We start from the raw sequence: 23,297 nt of genomic DNA on the forward strand, positions 1-23,297 counted from the left end.
ATGACATGAATCCAACCGCCGTCGTATCCGAACGTCCCGGGGACAAGGGGACGGCCGGGAGAGCCCTCAAGAAGGACGGACCTGTCGGTATCGGAGCGAGCCGGCCGGGATTCCTCTGGGCGGTCCCGGCCGCCGTCTTCTTCGGCCTCTTCGCGATCGTCCCGCTGATCATGGTCGCCGTACTCTCCTTCGCCAGCTGGGACGGTCTGAGCGACCCGGAGTTCGCCGGCCTCGCCAACTGGAAGAAGCTCCTGGACGACCCCGTCATGATCAAGAGCCTCTGGCTGAGCGTCCTGCTCACCGTGCTCGGGGTCGCCGTGCAGACCCCGCTGAGCATTCTGCTCGGGGTCTGGGCGGCGGGACACCAGCGCAACCGGGCCGTCCTGTCCGCCATCTACTTCGTCCCGATGCTGCTGTCCATCGCGGCCGTGTCCGTGCTGTGGCGCGCTCTCCTCGACCCCAACCTCGGGGTCCCCGCGCACGCCACCTGGCTGTTCGGCGACGGCAACCTCTTCGGGGTGCAGGCCGGAGCGATCGGCGTTCTGGTCTTCGTCAGCACCTGGCAGTTCACCCCGCTGCACACGCTGATCTACCAGGGAGCGGCGCGCGCGGTGCCGCAGGTCCTCTACCAGGCGGCGCAGATCGACGGCGCGGGCCGGGTGCGGCAGTTCTTCCACATCACGCTGCCGCAGCTGCGCAACGCGATCATCACCTCGATGATCCTGATGGTGGTCGGCGGGCTCACGACCTTCGACACCGTGCTCATCCTGACCCAGGGCGGGCCGGGGAGCGACACCACCATCAGCGCGTACTACATGTACCAGAAGGCGTTCAAGAGCTTCGACTACGGATCGGCGTCCGCCATCGCCCTTCTCCTGGTCCTCGTCTCCACGCTCATCTCGCTGATCGTCGTGCGGCTCTCGGGCTACGACAAGATGCGCAGCACCATGGAGGGACTGTGAGCAAGAGCCGTCCCAACCACCTCGCGGGCTTCGGCTCGGTGGTCTGGCTCCTCGTGGTGGGGCTGCCGCTGTACGTGATGCTCGTCGCCACGTTCCAGTCGCGCCCCGACTACGCCGCGAACGGCCCGCTGGCCTTCCCGGAGCACTTCACGCTCGACAACTACATCAAGGACCTCAACAGCGGGTTCGCGCAGTACTTCCTCAACACGGTCGTCGTCACCGTGTGCGTGGTGGGCATCGTCGTCCTTCTCGTACCGCCGCTGGCGTACACCATCGTCAGAAGCCGGGGCCGGGCGACCACCACGGTCTTCCGGCTGTTCCTCCTGGGGCTGGCGATCCCCTCGCAGGCGGTCATCGTGCCGATGTTCTTCGTCATCAGCGAGGCCGGCCTCTACGACAACCTCATCGGCGTCATCCTGCCGACGGCGGCCTTCGCCATGCCGGTGTGCGCCCTGATCCTCACGGGCGTCATGCGTGACATCACCCCCGATCTGTACGAGGCGATGACGATGGACGGCGCCTCGTCCCGGCGCGTCTTCTTCCAGCTGGTGCTGCCGCTGTCCAGGAGCGGGATCGCGACGATCGTCGTCTTCTCCGCCCTTCAGGCGTGGAACGGCTTCCTCTTCCCCCTCGTGCTGACGCAGTCCGCGGAGACCAAGGTCATCACCCTGGGGCTCTACGAATTCCAGACGGAGCACGGCGTCGACACCCCCGGCCTGCTCGCCGCGGTCGTCCTGTCCATGCTCCCCATCCTGATCGTCTACCTGTTCGCTCGTCGGGCCCTGGTACAGGGGCTGATGGGGGTCGGAGGAAAGTGACCGCCAACATCGACAACGCCGGTGTGCGGAAAGCCGCCGGGACCACCGAGTCCGCGGCGCCGGCATCCGGCGCCACGGGACACCGCACCGGGCCCTGGCACGATCCCGGCCTCACCCCCGAGGCCAGGGCCGACGCCCTGATCGACGCCATGACCCTGCGGGAGAAGCTCGCCCAGCTCGTCGGCGTCTGGGTGGGCGCGTCCGACGAGGGCGGCGAAGTCGCGCCGTTCCAGCACGACATGGAGGAAGCCGTCGACCTCGACGACCTTCTTCCGCACGGGCTCGGCCAGCTGACCCGCCCGTTCGGGACGGCTCCGGTCGACCCGGCCGTGGGCGCCCTCTCCCTGTCCCGCACCCAGGAGCGGATCGCCGGAGCGAATCGCTTCGGCATCCCGGCGCTCGCCCATGAGGAGTGCCTCGCGGGCTTCGCCGCCTGGGGCGCGACGGCCTACCCGGTGCCGCTGTCCTGGGGCGCCACCTTCCATCCGGAACTGATCCGTGAGATGGCCGCCGCGATCGGCCGCGACATGCGCTCCGTCGGCGTGCACCAAGGGCTCGCCCCGGTCCTCGACGTCGTACGCGACACCCGGTGGGGGCGCGTCGAGGAGACGATCGGCGAGGACCCGTACCTGGTGGGGACCATCGCCACCGCGTATGTACGGGGACTGGAGTCGGCCGGAATCGTCGCCACGCTCAAGCACTTCGCCGGGTACTCCGCCTCACGGGCGGGCCGCAACCTCGCCCCCGTCGGCATGGGGGCGCGGGAGCGGGCCGACATCATCCTGACCCCGTTCGAGATGGCCGTACGCGAAAGCGGCGTACGGTCGGTGATGCACGCCTACACCGACACCGACGGCATCCCCTCCGCGGCTGACGGGCAGCTGCTGACCGGTCTGCTCCGGGACACCTGGGGCTTCGACGGGACCGTGGTCGCGGACTACTTCGGCATCGCCTTCCTGAAGACGCTGCACGGGGTGGCGGGAACCTTCGGGGAAGCGGCCGGTGCCGCACTCGGCGCGGGGGTGGACGTGGAACTGCCGACCGTGAAGACCTTCGGCGACCCGCTGGCCGACGCGCTCGCCCAGGGTCTGGTGTCCGAGGCCCTGGTGGACCGTGCCGTACGCCGGGTCCTCGTCCAGAAGGTCCAGTTGGGGCTGCTCGACGCGGACTGGAGGCCGGACCCGCCGGCGCTGGCCGGGGCCGCCGGACCGGACGGGCCGGCGGAAGGCGACTCGCAGGTCCTGCGGGGGACCGTCCGGCTCGACACCGACGAGAACCGCGCGCTCGCCCGGCGCGTCGCCCAACAGGCCGTCGTGCTCCTGCGCAACGACGGCACCCTGCCCCTGGCGGCGGGCTCCGGGACCCCGCCCCGTATCGCCCTCATCGGACCCAACGCCGACACCCGGACGGCCGTCCTCGGCTGCTACGCCTTTCCCGTCCACGTCGGAAGCCTGCACCCCGGGACGCCGCTCGGCATCGACCTGCCCACCCTGCGCGAGGCATGCGCGGCGGAGTTCCCCCACAGCGAGCTCGTCACCGCGCGGGGTGCGGACATCGACGGCACGTCCACCGACGGGTTCGGCGAGGCCGTCGAACTGGCCCGGGGCGCCGACCTCGTGATCCTCGCCCTCGGCGACCGGGCCGGGCTCTTCGGGCGCGGTACGAGCGGGGAGGGCTGTGACGCCGAGGATCTGGTCCTCCCCGGTGTCCAGCAGCAACTGCTCGACGTCCTCCTCGACACGGGCACGCCCGTTGTCGTCACCCTGCTCGCCGGGCGTCCGTACGCCCTCGGGCGGGCGGTGGACGAGGCGGCCGCGATCGTGCAGTCGTTCTTTCCCGGCGAGGAGGGCACGACGGCCATCGCCTCGGTGCTCAGCGGCCGCACCGCGCCGTCCGGCCGGCTGCCCGTCGGCGTGCCGCGCCACCCGGGTTCCCAGCCGTCCACCTACCTGGCGGCGCGGCTCGGCCACGCCAGCGATGTGTCCAGCGTCGACCCGGCCCCGGCGTTCGCGTTCGGTCACGGTCTGACGTACACCGAGTTCGCGTGGGACGACCTCGTGGTGGAGCGCGGACGGGCCACGACGGAAGGGGAGTTCACCCTCTCCTGCACGGTCCGCAACACCGGTGCGCGGGAGGGGACCGAGGTGGTGCAGGTCTATCTCCACGACCCGGTCGCCTCCGTGGTCCAGCCGGTGCAGCGGCTCATCGGGTACGTACGACTCGACCTGGGGCCGGGGCAGGCGGCCCGCGTGCGGGCGACGGTCCCGGCGGACCTCGCGTCCTTCACGGGCCGCGACGGCCACCGGATCGTCGAACCGGGCGATCTCGAACTGCGGTTGAGCGCATCGAGCGACGCCCCGCGGCTCGCCGCCCGGGTCACGCTGACCGGTCCGGTGCGAACGGTCGATCACACCCGGCGGCTGCACATGGACATCACGACGGAGCTCCTCACGGACACGCCGTAGGCAGGACCGGACCGAGGGGGAGGACAGGCAGCGGCACACACTCCCCCTCGGTCCGGATCAGCCGAGACGAGAGGCGGGGCGGCCATGACGCTCCGGCTCCGGCGTCGCTATGCGGGGCTGCTCGGAAACAGAAGCTCGTACGGCGGGTGATCGTCGTCCGGTACGCGCGGCACGTAGTCCGGGGCCGTGCGTGCAGCCACAGCCAGCAGCCGAGCGGCAGCCTCCTCCTCGGAGACGGAGGCAAGTCCGAGGGCGTGCAGAAGGCGGTCGCGCTCGGCGTCGAAGTCCGGGTGGTCGGCCCGGAGCTCCGAGCCGAGCTCGCTGATCGTGAAGCTCTTTGCCAGGTCGCGCCAGAAGGGCAGTACGGCGATGAGCGTGACGGCCTCCACGAGGTCGGCGCCGATCAGCGTGGCCCGGCCCTCGGAATCGGCGTACAGGACAGGCTGCTCCTCGGCCCCGGCTTCCCCGCAGAGGAAGTACGTGCCGCCGGCACCGCATCCAGCCACCGGGTGCAGCGGCCTGCCGGCGGGGAGTACGAGATCCTCCAGGGGATCCCGGCGGTCCATGTCGAAGTCACCTGGCCAGGCCAGCGCGGCAGCCAGCGAGGAGTCTTGCTCGAGACGGCGAAGCAGAGCGTCTGATGCGGTCATGGGCGGAAGGTAACAGCGCCCTCGGACAGTGGGGTTCGGATGACCCTGCTGCGTGACGCCGAAGGCGCGCTGTCATTGGCGTGTGGCACGACGGGTCCGTCTCGTGGAGATCCGGGACAACCCCATCGCCCGCCAGGGCTTCCCTGGCCGGGCCGCCTTCGGGCTCCGCCTCCACCGGACGCACCGGGTTGCGGGCCCCTGCCCTCACACCGGCTGCCAGATACGGGACAGGGTCGTCGCCGTGAGCACTTCCTCGGGCGGGCCCTGGCGGATCAGTCGTCCGTCGGCCAGGAGCAGGCAGGCGTCGGCCGAGCGGGCGGCCTCCAGGTCGTGCGTGGCCTGGACGACGGTCGTGCCGTCGGCGACCAGGTCGGCCAGCAGCGCCGTGATCCGGTTTCGGGCCTCGGGGTCGAGTCCGGTCGTCGGCTCGTCCAGGAGCAGCAGGTCGGACCGTTGCGCCAGGCCCTGGGCGATCAGTACGCGCTGGCGTTGCCCGCCGGACAACTCGCCGAGTTGGCGGTCGGAGAGGTCGGCGACGCCCAGCCGTTCCATGGCGGAGTCGACCACGGTCCGGTCCCGCCGGGGCAGTCTCCGCCAGGGGCCCAGCTCTCCCCAGCGCCCCATTTCCACCGTCTGCCGTGCGGTGAGGGGGAGTGTGTCGCCGACGGCGCCGCGTTGCGGGACGAAGGCGGGCGGGCTGCCCTCCGCGTACCGGAGCTGCCCGGATGTGGCATCGATCACCCCGGCGAGAACGCCGAGCAGCGTGGACTTGCCGCTGCCGTTCGGGCCGACCAGGGCGGTCATGGCCAACGCCGGTATCACCGCGCTGATTTGGTGGAGCACCGGGCGGCCGGGATAGCCGGCGTCGAGGTCGTCGAACCGGACGCGCTCGCTCCGTCGTGCCCCGCCGGGCGATGTCGTCGCGTTGTTATTGAACATGATTGTCATTGTAGGGTCATCGTATGGAGTGGTTGACGGCCCCGTTCGAGGTGGCCTTTGTGCAGCGTGCCCTGTGGGCCGGGGTCCTGGTGTCGGCGATATGCGCCCTGGCCGGAACGTGGGTGGTGCTGAGGGGGATGGCCTTCCTCGGTGACGCCATGTCCCACGGGCTCCTGCCGGGCGTCGCCGTCGCCGCGCTGCTCGGCGGCAACCTCCTGGTGGGAGCGGTGGTGAGCGCCGCCGTCATGACGGCGGGCGTCACCGCCCTCGGCCGCACCCCACGACTGTCCCAGGACACCGGCATCGGCCTGCTCTTCGTCGGGATGCTGTCCCTGGGCGTCATCATCGTGTCGCGCTCGCAGTCGTTCGCGGTGGATCTCACCGGTTTCCTCTTCGGTGACGTACTCGCCGTGCGCGAGAGCGATCTGGTGCTCCTCGGGGTGGCGTTCCTGCTGGCGCTGGCCGTCTCCGTGCTCGGCCACCGCGCCTTCCTGGCCCTCGCGTTCGACGAGCGCAAGGCCCGGACGCTCGGCCTGCGCCCGCGACTCGCGCACGCCGTACTGCTCGGCCTGCTGGCCCTGGCCATCGTCGCCTCCTTCCACATCGTGGGCACACTGCTCGTCCTCGGCCTGCTCATCGCCCCGCCCGCGGCGGCCCTGCCCTGGGCGCGAAGCGTCCACGGCGTCATGGCCCTGGCCACGGTCCTCGGCGCGGCTGCCACCTTCGGCGGCCTGCTGCTCTCCTGGCATCTGCGCACAGCGGCCGGCGCGACCGTCTCGGCCCTCGCGGTCAGCCTCTTCTTCCTGTCCCACCTGGCGTCCTGGCTCCACCACCGACGTCGCACGCGCCGCACCGGCGCCCCCGCCCGTGCCGCCACGTTCACCGCGAACGCCCTTACGACCCGACCGAACGAAACCTGAGGCGATCCCCCTTGTCCGTCCGAACGCATGGCGCGCCCCTGGCGTCCGCACTCCTGTCCGTGGTCCTGCTGACTGCGGGCTGCGCGGGGCGGGGCGACGCCAAGTCCCCCTCCGACAGCACTGATTCGCCGACCGTTCCCCACGGTTACGTGGAAGGCGCCGCCGAGGCCGCCGAGCAGCAGTCCCGGCTCCTCCTCGGTGACACCGACTCCGGCGCCACGCGTGTGCTGGACCTGATCACCGGAAAGACCCACGACGCCGCGCGCAGAGCCGGTGTCACCGGACTCACCACGGACGGCCGCTTCGGCTACTTCCACGGCGCGGACAGCACCCGGGTCCTCGACAGCGGCGCGTGGATGGTCGACCACGGAGACCATGTGCACTACTACCGCGCGAAGACCAGGGAGGTGGGCGAACTTCCGGGCGGCGCCGGCACGAGCATCCGCAGCGACAAGAGCCTCACCGTCGTGACAGCGGCGAACGGGAAGGCGCGGGCGTACCGTCGCGCGGAGCTGGAGAAGGGCACCCTCGGCACCGCGGACCGGCTCCCGGGCACCTACGGCGGGCCCGTCGTGCCGTACGCCGGACACCTGGTCGCCCTCACGCGCGGCGGCGACGCCCCCGCGAGGGCCGTGGTCCTCGACCGGTCCGGCAAGCGCGTCGCCGCTCCGGAGTCCACGTGCGAGGACCCGAAGGGCGACGCGGTCACCCGGCGGGGCGTCGTCCTCGGCTGCGCCGACGGCGCTCTGCTCGTCCGCGAGGACGACGGCGCCTTCACCGCCGAGAAGATCCCGTACGGCGAGGACGTGCCGAGTCCGGAGCGGGCCGCGGAGTTCAGCCACCGGCCGGGCAGCACCACGCTCACGGCGCGGGCGGGCAAGGACGCCGTCTGGGTCCTCGACGTCACCGAGCGCGCCTGGAAACGAGTGGCGACCGGTCCCGTGGTCGCCGCCAACACCGCGGGCGAGGGCGCTCCGCTGGTCGTCCTGGAGGGCGACGGAGCCCTGCACGGCTACGACATGTCCACCGGTGAGGAGACCACCGCCACCGAGCGGCTGCTGAAGGACGTCCCCCACACCACCGGTGGCCGGACCGGGGCACCGGTGATCGAGGTCGACCGGAGCCGGGCCTACCTCAACGACCCGGAGGGCAAGCGCGTGTTCGAGATCGACTACAACGACGACCTCCGGGTCGCCCGCACCTTCGACCTGGACATCCGGCCGTCCCTGATGGTGGAGACGGGCCGATGAGCGTACGCGTGACGACGGCGCGGCTGCGCGCCCTGCTGCCGGCCCTGGTCACCTGCCTCGTCGTCGCCGGTACGGCGACCGGCTGCGGCTCGGGCGACGACCGGCCCCGGATCGTGGTGACGACCAACATCCTCGGCGACATCACCCGGGAGATCGTCGGAGGCGAGGCGGAGATCAGCGTCCTGATGAAGCCCAACGCCGACCCGCACTCGTTCGGGCTGTCGGCCGTGCAGGCCGCCGAGCTGGAGAACGCGGACCTGGTCATCCACAACGGCCTGGGGCTGGAGGAGAACGTGACCCGGCACGTGGAGGCCGCCCGGGAATCGGGGGTGGCCACCTTCGCGGCGGGCGAGGCGGCCGATCCTCTGACCTTCCACGCCGACGAGGAGGGCGGACCGGGCGACGGGGCCGGAGCGCCCGACCCGCACTTCTGGACCGACCCCGATCGCGTACGCAAGGCGGCCGGCCTGATCACCGACCGGGTCATCGAGCATGTGGACGGGGTGAACGAGAAGGCCGTACGGGACAACGCCGAACGCTACGACGGACAACTCGCCGCCCTCTCCACCTGGATGGAGAAGTCCTTCGCGGCCATTCCCGAGCGCCGCCGGGCCCTCGTCACCAACCACCACGTCTTCGGCTACCTCGCCGACCGCTTCGGCTTCCGCGTGATCGGCGCCGTCATCCCCAGCGGCACGACACTCGCCTCGCCCAGCTCCTCCGACCTGCGCTCCCTGACCCGAGCCATGGAGAAGGCCGACGTCCGGACCGTCTTCGCCGACTCCTCCCAGCCCACCCGACTCGCCGACGTCCTGCGCCGCGAGATGGGCGGTGACGTGAACGTCGTCCCGCTGTACTCCGAGTCGCTGACCGAGAAGGGCGGGGGCGCCGGCACGTATCTGGAAATGATGCGCGCCAACACCTCGGCCATGGCCGAGGGCCTCACCGTCGCCTGACCCGCTTCCCCAAGGGCCGGTCCACCGACGACCGGTCCCTCAACCCCACCATCCCGTGCCCCGCAGGGCCGGAGAGGACATCCCCACCATGAAAACGAACAGGTCGATACGGGCCCGTATGCTCGCGGGCACCACCCTCGCTCTGACGGCGTCCCTGGTACTGACCGCCTGTGGCGGCGGCGCAGCGTCCGAGGCCGAGCCGAAGCAGGCGGAGCAGGCGAAGAACGCCAAGGCCACCCCGGTGAAGAACCCGCTGGTCGCCTCCTTCGACGGGGGACTGTACGTCCTCGACGGCGAGAGCCTGAAGCTGGCGAAGACCGTCGAACTGCCCGGCTTCAACCGGGTCAACCCGGCGGGCGACCAGGACCACGTCGTCGTCTCCACCGACAGCGGCTTCCGGGTGTACGACGCGGCCCGGCAGACCTTCACGGACGCCGAGTTCAAGGGGGCGAAGCCCGGCCATGTGGTCCGGCACGGCGGCAGGACGGTCCTGTTCACCGACGGCACCGGCGAGGTGAACGTCTTCGACCCCGCCGACCTGGCCGGCGGCAAGCGGCCCGAGGGGCGCAGCTACACATCCGCCGAGGCCCACCACGGTGTCGCCATCGAACTGGCCGGCGGAGAACTCGTCACCACTCTGGGCACCGAGGAGAAGCGCACCGGAGCCCTTGCCCTGGACAGGAACAACAAGGAGATCGCGCGCGCCGAGAACTGCCCGGGTGTCCACGGCGAGGCCGCCGCGCAGGGCGAGGTGGTCGCATTCGGCTGCGAGGACGGCGTTCTGCTCTACAAGGACGGCGAGTTCACCAAGGTCGACGCCCCCGGCGACTACGCCCGTACCGGTAACCAGGCCGGAAGCGACGCCTCCCCGATCCTGCTCGGCGACTACAAGACCGATCCCGACGCGGAACTGGAACGCCCCACCCGCATCTCGCTGATCGACACCCGTACGGCGAAGATGAAGCTGGTCGACCTCGGCACCAGCTACTCCTTCCGCTCGCTCGCCCGCGGGCCGCACGGCGAAGCCCTCGTCCTCGGCACCAACGGCGTCCTCCACGTCATCGACCCGGAGACCGGGGAGGTGGAGAAGAAGATCGAAGCTGTCGGCGACTGGACCGAGCCCCTGGACTGGCAGCAGCCCAGGCCCACCCTGTTCGTCCGTGACCACACGGCGTACGTCTCCGAACCGGGCAAGCGCCAACTGCACTCCTTCGACCTGGAATCGGGAGAGAAGGGCGCGTCCGTGACGCTGCCGAAGGCCACCAACGAACTGTCCGGGACGGTGGACGGTCACTGACCGGTCCACGCCCAGCAGCACTCCGCCCCTGTCTCCAGGGGCTCTGAACGGCGCGGCGCCACGGGAGCGGGAACTCCCGTGGCGCCGCGCCGTCTTGTGGAAGGACAGCTCCGGCGGGCCGCGCCCCGCCGCCGTGACGGCGGGGCCCACGGCCTCACAGCCGCTTCGCGCTCCGCAGCGTCTTCGCGTAGTAGCCGTTGCCGTCCAGCCGGGAGACTCCGCCCACGTCGCCGATGGTCGGGCCGTTGATCTCCTCGCGGCTGGAGATGAAGATCAGGTGGCCCTCGGTGTCGTAGCCGAGCACGATCCCGACGTGGTCGAGCCGCTCCTTGGTGCGGGCGTCCAGCTTGAAGAAGACCAGGTCGCCCGGCTGGAGCTGGTCGATGGCGGAGGGCCGGTCGTCGGGGCCCACACCGGTCAGCGGGAGCACGTCGGTGCCCTCGTCGGAGCGGGCCATGCCGTTGGCGGTGCGCGGCAGTCCGTCGCCGGAGGCGTCCGTGGACATCAGGGGGTACCGGGTGCGGTAGCCGAGCACCATCCGGATGAACCCCGAGCAGTCCAGGGACTTGGCGCGCATGGACTCCGGGGTGCCGGTCTGCCCGTCGCGGAAGGGGTAGGGCCGGCCGAGGTAGTCGTAGAAGTCGGACTGCTCCAGGCGCAGGTCGCCGCCCTCCGCGCCGGTGGTGTTCAGCGGACCGAAGTTGGCGTCACCGGCGTAGACGACGCCCTGTTCGTCCTTCTTCTGCGGGGCGCCGGCCACGTACTGGAAGGCGGTCGCGAAGACGTCGTCCTCCTTGCTGTCCGCGTACTCGGCGTGCCAGTCGGTGAACCACTTCTCCTTCTCGGCGCCCTTCTTCCACGGCTCCGGCATCAGGCGTACCCAGTCCGTGGTGGAGACCTTGGAGGCGGTGGAGGCCGGTTCGGTGAAGGTGCGGGCCGGGCCGGTGAGGGTGGCCAGGCGCGCCCCGTCGGTGAACACCGCCTTGATCTGGCCGTCGGAGCCGCGGAGCACGGAGCGCGCCGGGTTCTCCAGCCGGGACCACGTCGCCTCGCCCTTGTCGTCGGCGGAGCCGGAGCTCTTGCCGCCGTCCAGGACGCCGACGTTGCGGACCTCGGTCACCCCGGGCGTCTCCTGCTTGCGCAGCTCCAGCGTGAGGTAGCCGGAGGTCGCCACGAGCGCCAGCACCACCAGTCCCGAGACGACGGGCCGTGATTTCTTCTTCCCTGCCATCGGTTACTCCTCGGTTGTTCGTGGGCGGCTGGTCAGACAGCGGGCATGATGCCGAGCAGCAGCCCGGCGGCGACGACGATGTAGGCCATGAGCGAGACCGTGCCGGTGGCCAGCAGCGTGGGGCCCTTGGGCTGGCGGACCAGCTGGTAGGCGATCAGGCCCGGCACGATGAAGCCGAGGGTCTGGTTGCCGTAGAGCAGCGGGAACTCCAGCGACAGCAGGATCATCACCGTGCTCTGGAGCAGCACGCCGAGCAGCACGACCGAGGCGAACAGCCGCTTGCCGTACAGGATCACCAGCCGCTGCATGACCTTGGTGCCGGCGTAGGTGAGTGCCGTGACGCCCAGCACCATGGCCGCGCGCTGGACGTCCTCGATCAGCGTCAGCGCGAGCCAGCCCGGGGTGATCATTCCGCCGGGCGACAGGTTGGTGGTGAGGTAGCACAGCAGCGAGAAGAACAGCCCGATGGCGATACCCAGGGCGGCCATCTCGGGGGTCAGTGCGGCGGTGGTCAACGGGATCTCCGGGCGTCGTCGTGCGGCTCGTCGTGGGGCGGCCAGGTGTGCGGGGCGGGCTCGTGCGGCTGCGTCCGCGGCCCGCCGGCGAAGAACTCGAACGGTTGGTCCTGCTGTCCCCGGTCCTGCCCCTGGTCCTGCCCCTGGCCCTGGATCTGGCCCTGGATCTGGTTCCGGCCCTGGTCCTGCTGTGCGTACGGCTCCGGCCGGGCGTACCGCTCACGCGGTGCGTGCTGCACCTGCTGGAGGTACGGCGGTTCCTGCTGGGCGTGCACCTGGCGCTGCCCGTACGGCTCCTGCCGCGCGTACTGCTCGTGGTGCTGCGGCTGCGGCTGCGGCCGGTAGGAATCCGTCGGCTGCACCGGGATGCTCACCACCGGGATCTCCTGCGTCTGCGAAGCCTGGTAGCGCTCCTCGTACGCCGGGTGGTACGAGGCGAAGGGGTCCAGGCGGGACGCCTGCGCCGGATTCGCGGCGACCGGGTTCGGGGTCTCCTCGTCCGCCTCGCTCTCGTCGGCGGGGAGTTCGGCGAGGTACTCCAGCAGCTCCTCGCCCTGGCCGTGGATGTTGCCGATGGCCACCAGCGACGCGCCGTCGGACATCCTGCCGAGCATCGCCGGCATGAACTCGTCGGCGGACCGCTTCTCGCCTCCCAGGTCGACCGCCCGGTCCTGCCAGTCGGCGGGGATGGCGTCGATCGCGCTCTTGGCGGGGTGCCCGATGACGAAGACGTTGTCGGGCTGGAGGTCGGGGATGATCTCGCCCATCTGCCCGTTGCGCTCCACGCGGTCGGGGCGGCAGTTGATCACCACGTTCAGCGGCCGGCGGATGGCGCCGAGGTCGAGCAGCTGGTTGATGTTCATCAGCGTCGACTCGGGGTCGTTGGCCGCGAAGACGTTGGCGAAGGCGAGCCGGTTGCCGTCGGGGGCCACATAGCGCTCCACCGAGAGCACACCCGGGTCCGGCGGGGCGTCGTACATCCCCTGGAGGGCGACCTCGCGCTCCACGCCGAGCAGGTCGGCGACGACCAGGGCGATCGCCACGTTCTCCTTGAAGGTGAACCAGCTGAAGCCGCGCAGCTCCTCGTCGCTGACGGTCTCCGGGTCGGCGTACACCAGCTGGCAGTTCCGGGCGTCCGCCTCCTCCTGGAGGATGTGGAAACGTTCCTTCTCGGCGGTGACGCAGATGCCGTCCTCGGGCATCGAGCGGCACAGCGAGCGGGCCACGTCGTCGAGGGTGGGGCCCATCTCGGCGAGGTGGTCCTCGCGTACGTTGCAGAGCACGCCGATCGTCGAGCGGATCAGCTTGCTCTGGTTGACCTCCTGGAGGGCCGGCATCACGGCCATGCACTCGATGACGAGGGCGTCGGGCCGGTAGGTGGCGGCCCGGCGGACGATGCCGATCTGCTCCACCACGTTGGCGATGCCGAACTTGCGGTAGACCGGTTCCTCGGTGGCGTCCGGGTGGATGAAGCGGGCAGCCGTCCCGGTCGTCTTGGCGACGGTGATCAGGTCACCGCCCCGCAGGGCGCCCGCGCAGAGCCGGGTGATGGAGGACTTGCCGCGGATGCCGTTGACGAGCACCCGCGAGGGGATGGTGTGCAGCGCGGCGTAGTGCCGCCGCTGCTCCACGATGCCCGCGACGAGCAGGAACACACTGCCGGTGAGCAGGACGAAGTAGAGGTAGAGCACGCCGGGTCACCTTCCTCCGGCGCCGGGCCGGGTCTCGGCGGGCCGGCGTGCCTGGGTCTGGCGACGGGCCTGCAACTGCTGGCGGATCAGTTCGAGGCTCCGGACGACGGCGCCCACCTCGTCCTGGTAGCGGGGGTAGTGCACGGTCTTGAGGTCTCCGTCGGCGAGCTTCTCGGCGGCCGCCGCGAGGGCCCGCAGGGGCCGTACGACGACGAGGTGGATCCAGCCCAGACAGACCACGATCAGAGCGAGGCCGAGCAGGCTGGCGAGCACGCTGCGGTCCTCGCGCTCGTAGGCGGTGATCTCGAAGCGGCCGGCGTCCTGCCAGCTCACGACGGTCCAGCCCAGGTCGGAGGCGACACCGCCGCCGGTGAACGGCGCGGCGGCGGCCACGGTGACGGCGCCACCGTCCCGGATGAGCAGCCCGTTCTCCAGCGGTCCGGCGCCCACCCGCACATTGGCGGCGCGCACCAGGTCGGGCAGCGCGTCGTCCGGCAGCCCCTCGAAGGCGCGGAATCCGTCGCTGGCGGCGAGGGTGCGCGCCTCCGCGTTCACGATCCGGACCTCGCCGAGGCCGGGCCGCTTCAGCAGCGAGTTGAGGAACTCCACCCGCACCTCGCCGACCAGGGTCATGCCCTTGCGCTCCGGCACGGGCGCTCCGGCCTGGACGACGGGCCGCTTCTCGCCCTGGCCGGAGACGCGGACCAGCGACGGGTCCTTCTCCGCGCTCCACGGGTGGGTGTCGCCGCCGGCCCGGGCGACGATGTCGCCGTTCGCGCCGACGACGTACAGCGCCTGGTAGCGGGTGTGCTCGCGCAGGGCGTTCTTCAGCACGGTCTCGGCGCCCGCGGGGTCGTCGACGTCGAGCAGGCGGGAGGTGGAGACGAGATCGGCCTGGGCCTCGTTCAGCGCCCGGCGGGCCCGGTCGGCGACCAGGTCGGTGCGGTCGCGCTGGTCGTTGACCATGACGGCGGGGATGCTGACGGTCCCGTCCGTGCGGTTGAGCAGGAGGCCGACCGGAACGCACCACAGCAGCAGGAGGACCGCCGTCAGCGCCAACGGTCCGCGCGCACCGCCCCGGAACCTGCCGGGCGGGCGCGCGCCGACGGGGCCGTCGGAGGCCTGAGCGCCGCCGAGCTGGCCGCGGATACGTTCCAGCGCGGCGCCGATCCGGGCCGCCTCGCCCCAGCGGGGCACGGTGACCGGGCGGATCAGATCGCCGCGGGCCAGCCGGCGGGACTCCAGGAACAGTCCGAGCAGCGGGCGCTGCACGGTCATCCACAGCACGGCGACCGCGAGCAGGCCGAGCAGCACCAGGGCGCCCGCCGCGAGCAGCCCGAAGAGCTGCCGGCTGTCGTCGGTGAAGGTCTGCTGCTGGACCACCGGGAGCAGGGAGACGACCGTGAGGCCGAGACCGGCGGCGACGCTCTCCCCGTCCTCCGGGTCGGAGGCGGCGAGGGAGGCGTACCCCACGGTGGCGAGCCGGCCGTTGTAGCCCCCGCCCACCAGGGTTCCGCTGACCCCGGGGTAGCCGCGGGAACCGGGCTCCCTGGCGCTGACCGGGTTCTGCTCGGTCTCCTCGGCGGCCTGGTCGGAGAGCCGGGTCATCTGCTTCTGCAGGAAGGCGAGTTCCTTGCGCTCCGCGTCCGAGTTCAGCGCCTCGGACTGCTCGAAGCCGGCGGTCGCGAGGACCTCGCCACCGCGCGCGACGACGGCCATGCTGCGGAACGGGCCCAGGTTGATGGGCGGCACGGCGAGGCTGTTGGAGGCGACCAGCAACTGCTGCGCCCCCTGCTTCCCCTCCAGCACGGCCATCGTCATCAGGCGTACGTCGCCGGTCTCCAGCCGCACCATCCGCGGGGTGAGCGCCTGGTCACCGGTGAGGACGTCCTTGTCCACCCAGGCGAGCGGGATGCGCTCCCCGCGGGCGGCGAGCACCTTGCCGTCCGCCAGGTCCAGCACCGTGGTGCCGGTCCACTTCTGGTACGCCTTGCTCAGGTCGGACAGCACGCGCTCGGGGTCGGCCGGCTTGCCCGCGTTCAGGGCGGCCGCGGTGCGTTCGAGGTCCGTGACCCGCTCGTCGATCGAGGCGCGCAGGGCGATGGCGCCGTCCTCGGCGAAGTGCTGCTGGGAGGAGAGCACCGCCTTCGGCACGACCGGTTCCGCGCCCGGCCCCAGCACCTTGGCCGTGAGCCCCGCGAGGGCGAGGATCAGCACGCACAGCAACGCGATCGGCGGCCGGATACCACCCAGCAGCGGCATGTCCGCACGTCTGCGGCTGCGCCGCCGGCCTTTCGGCACGAGGGGCGCGGCAGGAGTCGATGTCACCGGTTTCTTCCTTGGTCGCTGCGGGTGCTCAGTGCCCGGAGGAAGCACCGCTGTCGCGTGGCTGCGAGAGGCTGTCGTGGGAAAGCGCGAGACGCTGTCATAGGAAAGACGGACAAGCGCCTAATAGGTTGTACTCATCGGCATACGAGCGGGTGTGTGCCTGATCACTTCTCCAGGGACAGCCGCTTGAGGCCGTCACCGCCCGGTGCTCCCCGGTTGTAGAGGAAGCCGCGCGTGCGGTCCTCGGCCAGCCGGTAGCGGGCGACCCGGCCGGCGGGCAGCCCCTCGGGGTTCTCCAGCGCCTGCTGCACGTCCACCAGTCGGAGGTCGTCGACGGCGCCCTCGGGGGCCTTCTCCCCGGGTTCGACCTCCGGCGGGATGTCGACGAGCGTGGTGCGGTAGCGGGCGGAGACGTCCCAGCCGTCGGCGGTCTCGCGGAACTCGAACCAGCCGATGGCCCCCTCCTCGGTGAGGCCGGTCGGCGAGGAGTGCCGGGCCACCTGGTTGCCGAGGCTGTAGGCGACCCAGGTGCCGTTGACCTTCTGGATGGGCTGCACCACGTGGGCGTGGTGCCCGATCACCAGGTCGATGCCGGTCTCCTCGGTGATCCGCTGAGCCAGTTCCAGCTGCGGGACGCTCGGCTCGTTGTAGTGCTCCAGGCCCCAGTGCAGGGAGAGCAGCACCACCTCGGCGCCCTTCTCGCGGGCCCGCTTCTCGTCCTTCTTGATGTCCGCCGTGCGGGAACGGTTGAAGGCCCAGCTCTGCTTCTCGGGCGTGGGGTTGAGGAAGGACTCCCAGGAGTAGGAGAGGTGGGCGACCTTGACGCCGTTGACGTCGCGGATGTTGATCTGCTCTGCTTCCTTCGGCGTCCGCGCCGACCCGCTGTGTCCGAGGCCCACCTTGTCCATGGCGTCCAGCGTGCGCCGCACGGCTTTCAGTCCATGGTCGAAGGTGTGATTGGAGGCTGTCGAGCAGGTGTCGTATCCGACGTCTTTCAGGCTGGTCAGGATCTGCGGCGGAACTAGGAATTCCGGATATCCCTGGAACGGCCCCTTGGGGTTCCCGACGGGTGTCTCCATGTGACAGATCGCGAGGTCGGCCTTGCTGATCACGGGCTTCACGCCGGCGAGCAGCGGCCCGAAGTCCAGGCCGGCCTCCCCGCGTCCGCTCTTCTCCGCATCCTTGGCGGCCTGGTCGACCAGTTCGGGATGGATGAGAACGTCTCCGGCCGCGGCGACGGTGAAACTGCGGCCGCCCGCCTTGGCCTCGGGTTGCGCCGGCTGCGGGCCGCACGACACGGTCAGGCCGACGGCTGCCGCCAGCAGGACCGCCGACCGACCCATACCGAGAGAATTACGGAATGTCACTGAGTCATACTTACATGCGCCTCATGTGCGATCGTCGTATTACCGTCACGGGACGATCACGGTTCCTCCGCATTTTTGTCCCGGTGGGTCTGCTCCTGGTGCTGGCGGGTTGCCGGGCCGAACCGTCCCCGGCCCCGGAAGACACCGTTCCGCGCGCCCGGGAACTGGTCGACCTGCGCAGCCGTATTCTCGGGTACACCGCGAAATTCCGCGCCGACGCCCCCTATCGCCCACCCGGCAAGAAGCAGCGGGAACGGCTGGCGGAGGCCGTCGGGAGCCTGCTGTCGGGTGACGCCCAGGGTGCCGAGCGCAGACTCGCCCCGCTCGGCCTCGGTGTGACCCGCCTCACGGACACCGACTCGGGCCGCCGCTACGACGAGATCGCCGCCACCGGCCCGGGGAAGAGCACCCGCTGGGGCCGCCTGTACCTGAACGCCGACTCCACCATCCGCTGGAACGCCCAGGTCCCGCACCCCGTCGCCGACCGTGACACCGAGGACCTCGGCATCCGGCTCCTGGAGCAGAACCCCGGCGGCGCACTCGTCATCGCCGGATCCCATCGGCGGGCCGGCGGCAACGGCGAGGCCGATGTGGCCCACCGCGAGGACAGCGCCTTCCACACGATCGTCGTGGAGCTGCAGAAGCGCGGGGTGCCCGGCGTCCAGTTGCACGGCTTCGCCGACTCCTCCGACCGCCCCTACGACGCCGTCGTCTCCACCGGCGCCGTCGAGGCGGCCTCCGCCGAGGTCGTCGCCCTGGCCGACCGGATGGACGACGGCGGGCTGCGGGTCTGCCGGGCCTGGGAGGCGCGCTGCCCGCTGGAGGGCAGGAGCAACGTCCAGGGCCGCTCGGCGGAGCGCGAACACGCCGGCTTCGTCCACGTCGAACTGGCCCGGCACGCCCGCGAGGACGGCGGCCGCGACACGGAGGAGGCGGCCGAGGCGCTGGGGGGACTGGTCGCGGGGTGGAACGCCGGGGGTTAGGCCGTCGCGGGAACGCCTCGCACGCCCGTTACGGGCGACTGGGCCGACGGCCGGGCCTCGGCCGGCGCCCTCCACGCGGACGCGGTCGGCCGGATCCGCCCTGCGAACGCGACAGCCGTGCGTGCGTGATCCCTGGCCAGGACCGCCCGAGTGCACCCTCCCGAGGTGACGGCGAGCCCGGTGCGTCGTCGGGCTACGGCTTTGTGCCGTCGCGGAGTTCGGCGGGCAGGAGGGCGTCGGGGAACGACTGGTAGCAGACCGGGCGGAGCCAGCGCTCGACGGCGAGCGTGCCGACGCTCGTCGTCGCGGGGGAGCTCGTCGCGGGCCACGGGCCCCCGTGCACCATGGCGTGGCAGACCTCGACGCCGGTGGGCCAGCCGCCCCACAGGACCCGGCCCGCCCGCTCCTCCAGCACCGGGAGCAGACCCAGGGCCGCCGCCCGGTCGGCGTCCGTCCCGTGCAGGGTGGCCGTGAGCTGGCCCTCCAGCCCCGCCAGCAGGCGCAGGAGTTCTTCCGTGCCCGACCAGCGCACGACGAGCCCCGCGGCCCCGAAGACCTCGCCGGTGAGGGCCTCGTGTGCGGAGTACGTCGCCGCGTCGCAGGTCAGGACCGCGGGAGCCGGTGCGTACGGGCCGGGCCCTGCGGTGCCCCGGGCCGCCTCCCGCACTCCGGGGACGGCCGCCCACCGCCGTACGCCCTCGGTGTACGCCCGGGCGATCTCCGGGGTCAGCATGACCTGGCCTTCCACCGCCTTCAGCGCCCGGGCCACGGCGGCGAGGAAGGCGTCGCCCGCCGGTCCGGCCGGCAGCAGGAGCAGGCCGGGGTTGGTGCAGAACTGCCCTGCCCCGCTGGTCAGCGACGCCACATAGCCCCCGGCCGTCGGTTCCGGTTCGGTGAGCGCCCCGTCGAGCATCACCACGGGGTTGACCGCCGACATCTCCGCGTGGACCGGGATGGGCACGGGGCGGGCCTGCCCGGCGGCGACCAGGGCAAGACCGCCGGCCCGGGACCCGGTGAAACCCACCGCGGCGATCCGTGGATCTGCGACCAGGGCGAGGCCCACCTCGTGGTCCCGGCCCACCAGCAGCGAGAACACCCCGGCCGGTACGCCGGTGCGCGCGGCGGCGGCCGTGACGGCGCGGGCCACCGCCTCGCCGGTGCCCGGATGGGCCGGATGCGCCTTGACCACCACGGGGCAGCCGGCGGCCAGGGCGGAGGCGGTGTCGCCGCCCGCGACCGAGAACGCCAGGGGGAAGTTGCCCGCGCCGAACACGGCCACCGGGCCGAGGGGGGTGCGGCGGAGCCGTACGTCCGTGCCCGAGGGCCCCGAGTCGATCTGGGCGCCGAGCGCCGCACCGCTCCTGACGAGCTCGGCGAAGAGGCGCAACTGGCCGCACGTGCGCCCCCGTTCACCGGACAGCCGGGCCGGCGTGAGGCCGGTCTCCCGGGCCGCGAGCTCCAGCAGGGCGTCGCCGAGCGCCTCGATCTCCTCCGCGCAGGCGTCGAGGAAGTCCGCCCGGTGCTCGGGCGGGAGGGCGCGGAAGGCGCGGGCGTGCGCGGCGGCGAGGCGGGCCGCCTCGGCGACCTGTTCCGGCGAGGCGTCCCGGTACGGAGGGCCGAACGGTTCGCCGGTCGCGGCGGCCACCGCCTGCCAGGGGGCGCCCGTGCCCGGGACCTCGCGGCCGGCCAGGAGCGAATGCCCCGTCAGGAGCGCTAGTCGGGCGGCCGGGTGTGCGTCTGCGGCCGGGCGCGGGTTCTCGGTCGGGTTCACGGTGATGCGTCTCCCTGGGGTGCGCCGGTGGAGGCGCACCGTCGTCGTCGCGTGTCGCGTGTCGCGTGTCGGGGGGCGGGTGTGCCGGGCGTCCGGGCGCCGCGGGGAAAAGTCATCCCGGCGGTGGCGTTGTCCTCGGGTCGTCCGGATGTATAGCCTAAGCAATGGCATGTGACATTGTACTAGCGGGCGGTCGGGTGGACGCCGAGGGGTGGTCATGGAAGTCGTCATCATCGGCGCGGGCATCGTGGGCGTCGCGTGCGCGTTCCATGCCGCCTCCGCCGGTCTCGGGGTCACGGTGCTCGACCGGGGCCCGGTCGGTGCGGGCACCACCAGCCGGGGCGAGGGCAACATCCTGCTCTCCGACAAGGAGCCCGGCCCCGAGCTGGAACTGGCCCGGCTCAGCCGTGAGCTCTGGGACGAGGCGGGCAAGGAACTCGGCCCGGGAGAAGTCGAGTTCGAGAACAAGGGCGGCCTGGTCGTCGCGAGCACCCCCGAAGCCCTCGCCGCGCTGCACGCATTCGCCGCACGCCAGGCGGCGCACGGAATCCACACCGAACGCGTCGACCGCGCCGACGCGTTCGAGCCGCACATCGCACCCGGCCTCCCGGGCGGAGTCCACTACCCGCAGGACGCCCAGGTGCAGCCCGTCCTCGCGGCGGCCGGACTGCTGCGGGCCGCCGTCCGGCTCGGCGCCCGGGTCCGTACCGGCGAAGCCGTCGCCGCCGTCACCGGAACCGGCGGGCGGATCACCGGAGTTCGCACGGCCGACGGTTCGGTACTGACCGCCGACGCCGTGGTCAACGCGGCCGGAACATGGGGCGGCGAGGTCGGCCGCCGCCTCGGCGCCCCCGTCGAGATCCTGCCGCGCAGGGGGTTCGTCCTCGTCACCGAGCCGCTGCCGCCGATGATCCGGCACAAGGTCTACTCCGCCGACTACGTCGCGGGCGTCGCCTCCAGCGAAGAGGGCCTGGAGACCTCGTGCGTCGTCGAGGGCACCCGCGCGGGTACCATCCTGATCGGCGCCAGCCGCGAACGTGTCGGCTTCGACACCGCGATGAACCCGGACGTGGTGGCCCTGCTCGCCGCGCAGGCGTGCCGCCTCTTCCCGTTCCTGCGCGATGTCCATCTGCTGCGCGCCTACCGGGGGTTCAGGCCGTACTGCCCCGACCATCTGCCGGTCGTCGGCCCGGACCCCCGGGTCCCCGGCGTCCTCCACGCCTGCGGCCACGAGGGCGCGGGCATCGGCCTCGCTCCCGGCACCGGCGCCCTCATCACCGCCCAGTTGCTCGGCCGCCCGTGGCGCGGTGCCGATCCGGCCGCCCACACCGGCCTCCTGCCCGACCGATTCCTCACGACCGGAGGTGTGCCGCGATGACCGGAGCGGTAGCGGAGACCGACGTACCCACCGCACCCGCGTTCACCGTGGACGGCGAACCGCTGACGTTCGTCCCCGGGCAGACCCTGGCCGCGGCGCTCGTCGCCTCGGGCCGGGTCGCCTGGCGGACCACCCGGGGCGGGCAGCGGCCCCGGGGAATCTTCTGCGGCATCGGCGTCTGTTACGACTGCCTCGTCACCGTCGACGGACGGCGCGGGCAGCGCGCCTGCCTGGTGCGGGCCCGCGCGGGCATGGCCGTCACGACGGGGGAGGGCGACGATGGCTGAGCCCCAGGACCTCGGCGGCCTCCCCGCGACGCGGGAGCCACACGACCTCGTGGTGGTGGGCGCCGGGCCGGCCGGCATGGCGGCCGCCGCCACCGCCCTGGACGGGGGGCTGCGGGTCGCCCTCGTCGACGCGGGATCCGCCCTCGGCGGCCAGTTCTGGCGCCACCCCCCGGACGACGTGCGCGACGCCGTTCCCACCGAGGACCTGCACCACGACCTGCGTACCTACCGCACCCTCCGCGCGACCCTGGCCGCCCACGAGCGCACCGGACGCCTCACTCTCCTGCTCGACCACCACGTATGGACCACGGCCCGCGCGGCGGACGGCTTCACCGTCCACGCCGTGGACCGCGGCAGGCCGCCGGCGGAGCGGGCCCTCGTGCTGCGTGCCCCGGCCGTGCTGGTGGCGACCGGCGCCTACGACCGCCAACTCCCCTTCCCCGGCTGGGACCTGCCCGGCGTCCTCACCGCCGGCGGACTCCAGTCGCTGCTCAAGGGCGGGGGAGTGGTGGCCGGCCGCCGCGTGGTCCTCGGCGGCACGGGCCCCTTCCTCCTGCCCGTCGCCGCCGCCCTCGCCGCACGCGGCGCCGAGGTCGTCGCGGTGTGCGAGGCGGCGGCGCCCTCGGCCTGGCTGCGCCACCCCGCGCCCCTGCTGCGCAACCCCGCCAAGTGGGCCGAAGCCGCCGGCTACGCGGGCACGCTCGCCCGGTACCGCATCCCGGTCCGTACGCGCACCGGCATCGTCGGCGCCGAAGGGGAGGGGCGGGTCGCCGTCGTACGCACCGCGTCCCTGGGCGCCGACGGGGCGCCGCTCCCGGGTACCGAGCGGCGGATCGAGGCCGACACCGTGGGCGTCGGCTGGGGCTTCGTCCCCCAGCTCGACCTGCTGCTCCCGCTCGGCTGCGACCTCGCCGACGCGGGCGACGGCACCACGGCCGCCGCCGTCGACGCCGGGCAGCGCACCTCGGTGCCGGGTCTCTACGCGGCCGGCGAGACCTGCGGGGTGGGCGGGGCCGCGCTCGCCCTGAGCGAAGGGCGCGTCGCCGCCGTCTCCGTGCTCACCGACCTCGCCGCACCGGGCCGGCCGGGCGTCCGGCCCCTGGCCGCGGAGCGCCGGTCGGTGGCCCGGCACCGCGCCTTCGCCCGCGCCATGGCCCAGGCCCACCCCGTGCCCGGGAACTGGTCCGCCTGGCTGACCGACGACACCACGGTCTGCCGGTGCGAGGAGGTCACCGCGGGCGCGGTCCGCGCCGCCGGCGTCGACGGCCCGGCGACCGGCCACCGGCAGGTCAAACAGCTGACCAGGGCGGGCATGGGCTGGTGCCAGGGCCGGATGTGCGGACCCGCCGTGCACTGCCTCGTCGCCGACCGCGCCGAGCCCTACACCTCCGCCGAACGGCTGATCGCGACCCCCGTCACTCTCGGCGCGCTCGCCGACTCCAGCGCGCTTCCCGCCGGCGACACCCCTACCGAACCCACCTGAGGAGTT

General features: G+C 72.3%; 19 protein-coding genes. 11 read left to right on the forward strand and 8 right to left on the reverse strand.

Annotated features, from left to right (window positions below):
* The first annotated feature begins 5 nt into the window (after positions 1–5).
* The 3 genes from IE145_RS16475 to IE145_RS16485 are packed head-to-tail and all read left to right on the forward strand — an operon-like array spanning position 6 to position 4,245.
* Positions 6–962, forward strand: coding sequence for a carbohydrate ABC transporter permease (locus tag IE145_RS16475; RefSeq protein WP_229825595.1), 957 nt, complete (start codon positions 6–8; stop codon positions 960–962).
* Entirely contained in the window at positions 959–1,780 is an 822-nt protein-coding gene (locus tag IE145_RS16480) for a carbohydrate ABC transporter permease (RefSeq protein WP_189525789.1), read from the forward strand. Before IE145_RS16475 ends, IE145_RS16480 begins: the two co-directional genes overlap by 4 nt.
* The gene (locus IE145_RS16485) at positions 1,777–4,245 is read left to right on the forward strand and encodes a beta-xylosidase/alpha-l-arabinosidase (RefSeq protein WP_189525790.1); all 2,469 of its coding nucleotides are present in this window, start codon (positions 1,777–1,779) and stop codon (positions 4,243–4,245) included. Before IE145_RS16480 ends, IE145_RS16485 begins: the two co-directional genes overlap by 4 nt.
* Before the next feature lie 107 nt (positions 4,246–4,352).
* Here the strand turns inward: IE145_RS16485 and IE145_RS16490 are convergent, their stop codons facing one another.
* Positions 4,353–4,895, reverse strand: coding sequence for a hypothetical protein (locus tag IE145_RS16490; RefSeq protein WP_189525791.1), 543 nt, complete (start codon positions 4,893–4,895; stop codon positions 4,353–4,355).
* Between the two features lie 204 nt (positions 4,896–5,099).
* Positions 5,100–5,843: a zinc ABC transporter ATP-binding protein AztA gene (aztA, locus tag IE145_RS16495; RefSeq protein ID WP_189525792.1), complete on the reverse strand. Its 744-nt coding sequence runs from the start codon at positions 5,841–5,843 to the stop codon at positions 5,100–5,102.
* A 14-nt stretch (positions 5,844–5,857) separates the two neighbouring features.
* Here aztA and aztB point away from each other — a divergent pair, with 14 nt between their 5' ends.
* From aztB to aztD, 4 genes are all read left to right on the forward strand, one after another.
* A complete protein-coding gene (gene aztB / locus IE145_RS16500; RefSeq protein WP_189525793.1) occupies positions 5,858–6,754 on the forward strand; it encodes a zinc ABC transporter permease AztB in 897 nt (298 codons plus the stop codon).
* 11 nt (positions 6,755–6,765) lie between these two features.
* Positions 6,766–8,004 (forward strand): hypothetical protein, encoded by a 1,239-nt coding sequence (locus IE145_RS16505; protein WP_189525794.1) that lies wholly within the window; start codon positions 6,766–6,768, stop codon positions 8,002–8,004.
* A complete protein-coding gene (gene aztC, locus IE145_RS16510; RefSeq protein WP_189525795.1) occupies positions 8,001–8,960 on the forward strand; it encodes a zinc ABC transporter substrate-binding protein AztC in 960 nt (319 codons plus the stop codon). The genes IE145_RS16505 and aztC overlap by 4 nt, the downstream gene beginning before the upstream one ends.
* 88 nt (positions 8,961–9,048) lie before the next feature.
* On the forward strand, positions 9,049–10,257 hold the full coding sequence (gene aztD / locus IE145_RS16515; protein WP_189525796.1) for a zinc metallochaperone AztD: 1,209 nt from the start codon (positions 9,049–9,051) through the stop codon (positions 10,255–10,257).
* Positions 10,258–10,411: 154 nt separating this feature from the next.
* On the opposite strand, the gene IE145_RS16520 is transcribed toward aztD, so the two are convergent.
* From IE145_RS16520 to IE145_RS16540, 5 genes are all read right to left on the reverse strand, one after another.
* Complete coding sequence (locus IE145_RS16520; RefSeq protein WP_189525797.1) at positions 10,412–11,488, reverse strand: C40 family peptidase; 1,077 nt, start codon at positions 11,486–11,488, stop codon at positions 10,412–10,414.
* A 32-nt stretch (positions 11,489–11,520) separates the two neighbouring features.
* Positions 11,521–12,003 carry a poly-gamma-glutamate biosynthesis protein PgsC/CapC gene (locus IE145_RS16525; RefSeq protein ID WP_006128197.1) on the reverse strand — a complete coding sequence of 161 codons (483 nt, stop codon included), beginning with the start codon at positions 12,001–12,003 and terminating at the stop codon, positions 11,521–11,523.
* The gene (gene pgsB / locus IE145_RS16530) at positions 12,000–13,694 is read right to left on the reverse strand and encodes a poly-gamma-glutamate synthase PgsB (protein ID WP_189525798.1); all 1,695 of its coding nucleotides are present in this window, start codon (positions 13,692–13,694) and stop codon (positions 12,000–12,002) included. The genes IE145_RS16525 and pgsB overlap by 4 nt, the downstream gene beginning before the upstream one ends.
* 6 nt (positions 13,695–13,700) lie before the next feature.
* Positions 13,701–15,956: a cache domain-containing protein gene (locus tag IE145_RS16535; protein ID WP_189525878.1), complete on the reverse strand. Its 2,256-nt coding sequence runs from the start codon at positions 15,954–15,956 to the stop codon at positions 13,701–13,703.
* 230 nt (positions 15,957–16,186) lie between these two features.
* Positions 16,187–17,365: a CapA family protein gene (locus IE145_RS16540; RefSeq protein WP_189525799.1), complete on the reverse strand. Its 1,179-nt coding sequence runs from the start codon at positions 17,363–17,365 to the stop codon at positions 16,187–16,189.
* Positions 17,366–17,472: 107 nt separating this feature from the next.
* Between IE145_RS16540 and IE145_RS16545 the strand changes: the two genes are divergently transcribed.
* Positions 17,473–18,372 carry a hypothetical protein gene (locus IE145_RS16545; protein WP_189525800.1) on the forward strand — a complete coding sequence of 300 codons (900 nt, stop codon included), beginning with the start codon at positions 17,473–17,475 and terminating at the stop codon, positions 18,370–18,372.
* 193 nt (positions 18,373–18,565) lie between these two features.
* On the opposite strand, the gene IE145_RS16550 is transcribed toward IE145_RS16545, so the two are convergent.
* On the reverse strand, positions 18,566–20,143 hold the full coding sequence (locus tag IE145_RS16550) for an aldehyde dehydrogenase (NADP(+)) (RefSeq protein WP_189525801.1): 1,578 nt from the start codon (positions 20,141–20,143) through the stop codon (positions 18,566–18,568).
* A 217-nt stretch (positions 20,144–20,360) separates the two neighbouring features.
* On the opposite strand from IE145_RS16550, the gene IE145_RS16555 reads away from it, so the two are divergent.
* Genes IE145_RS16555 through IE145_RS16565 form a run of 3 tightly spaced genes read left to right on the forward strand, consistent with a single transcriptional unit; the run spans position 20,361 to position 23,291 of the window.
* Positions 20,361–21,521 carry an NAD(P)/FAD-dependent oxidoreductase gene (locus IE145_RS16555; protein WP_189525802.1) on the forward strand — a complete coding sequence of 387 codons (1,161 nt, stop codon included), beginning with the start codon at positions 20,361–20,363 and terminating at the stop codon, positions 21,519–21,521.
* A complete protein-coding gene (locus IE145_RS16560) occupies positions 21,518–21,808 on the forward strand; it encodes a (2Fe-2S)-binding protein (RefSeq protein WP_189525803.1) in 291 nt (96 codons plus the stop codon). The genes IE145_RS16555 and IE145_RS16560 overlap by 4 nt, the downstream gene beginning before the upstream one ends.
* The gene (locus tag IE145_RS16565; RefSeq protein WP_189525804.1) at positions 21,801–23,291 is read left to right on the forward strand and encodes an FAD-dependent oxidoreductase; all 1,491 of its coding nucleotides are present in this window, start codon (positions 21,801–21,803) and stop codon (positions 23,289–23,291) included. Before IE145_RS16560 ends, IE145_RS16565 begins: the two co-directional genes overlap by 8 nt.
* Positions 23,292–23,297 lie beyond the last annotated feature (6 nt).

The organism is Streptomyces sindenensis (assembly GCF_014649035.1).
GTDB classification, from domain to species: Bacteria; Actinomycetota; Actinomycetes; order Streptomycetales; family Streptomycetaceae; genus Streptomyces; species Streptomyces sindenensis.

Coding starts and splice junctions, on each gene's coding strand:
- aztC (WP_189525795.1), top strand. CDS start 8,001: ATGAGCGTACGCGTGACGACGGCGCGGCTGCGCGCCCTGCTGCCGGCC.
- IE145_RS16565 (WP_189525804.1), top strand. CDS start 21,801: ATGGCTGAGCCCCAGGACCTCGGCGGCCTCCCCGCGACGCGGGAGCCA.
- aztD (WP_189525796.1), top strand. CDS start 9,049: ATGAAAACGAACAGGTCGATACGGGCCCGTATGCTCGCGGGCACCACC.
- IE145_RS16475 (WP_229825595.1), top strand. CDS start 6: ATGAATCCAACCGCCGTCGTATCCGAACGTCCCGGGGACAAGGGGACG.
- IE145_RS16540 (WP_189525799.1), bottom strand. CDS start 17,365: ATGGGTCGGTCGGCGGTCCTGCTGGCGGCAGCCGTCGGCCTGACCGTG.
- aztA (WP_189525792.1), bottom strand. CDS start 5,843: ATGACAATCATGTTCAATAACAACGCGACGACATCGCCCGGCGGGGCA.
- IE145_RS16555 (WP_189525802.1), top strand. CDS start 20,361: ATGGAAGTCGTCATCATCGGCGCGGGCATCGTGGGCGTCGCGTGCGCG.
- IE145_RS16520 (WP_189525797.1), bottom strand. CDS start 11,488: ATGGCAGGGAAGAAGAAATCACGGCCCGTCGTCTCGGGACTGGTGGTG.
- IE145_RS16560 (WP_189525803.1), top strand. CDS start 21,518: ATGACCGGAGCGGTAGCGGAGACCGACGTACCCACCGCACCCGCGTTC.
- aztB (WP_189525793.1), top strand. CDS start 5,858: ATGGAGTGGTTGACGGCCCCGTTCGAGGTGGCCTTTGTGCAGCGTGCC.
- IE145_RS16490 (WP_189525791.1), bottom strand. CDS start 4,895: ATGACCGCATCAGACGCTCTGCTTCGCCGTCTCGAGCAAGACTCCTCG.
- IE145_RS16535 (WP_189525878.1), bottom strand. CDS start 15,956: ATGCCGCTGCTGGGTGGTATCCGGCCGCCGATCGCGTTGCTGTGCGTG.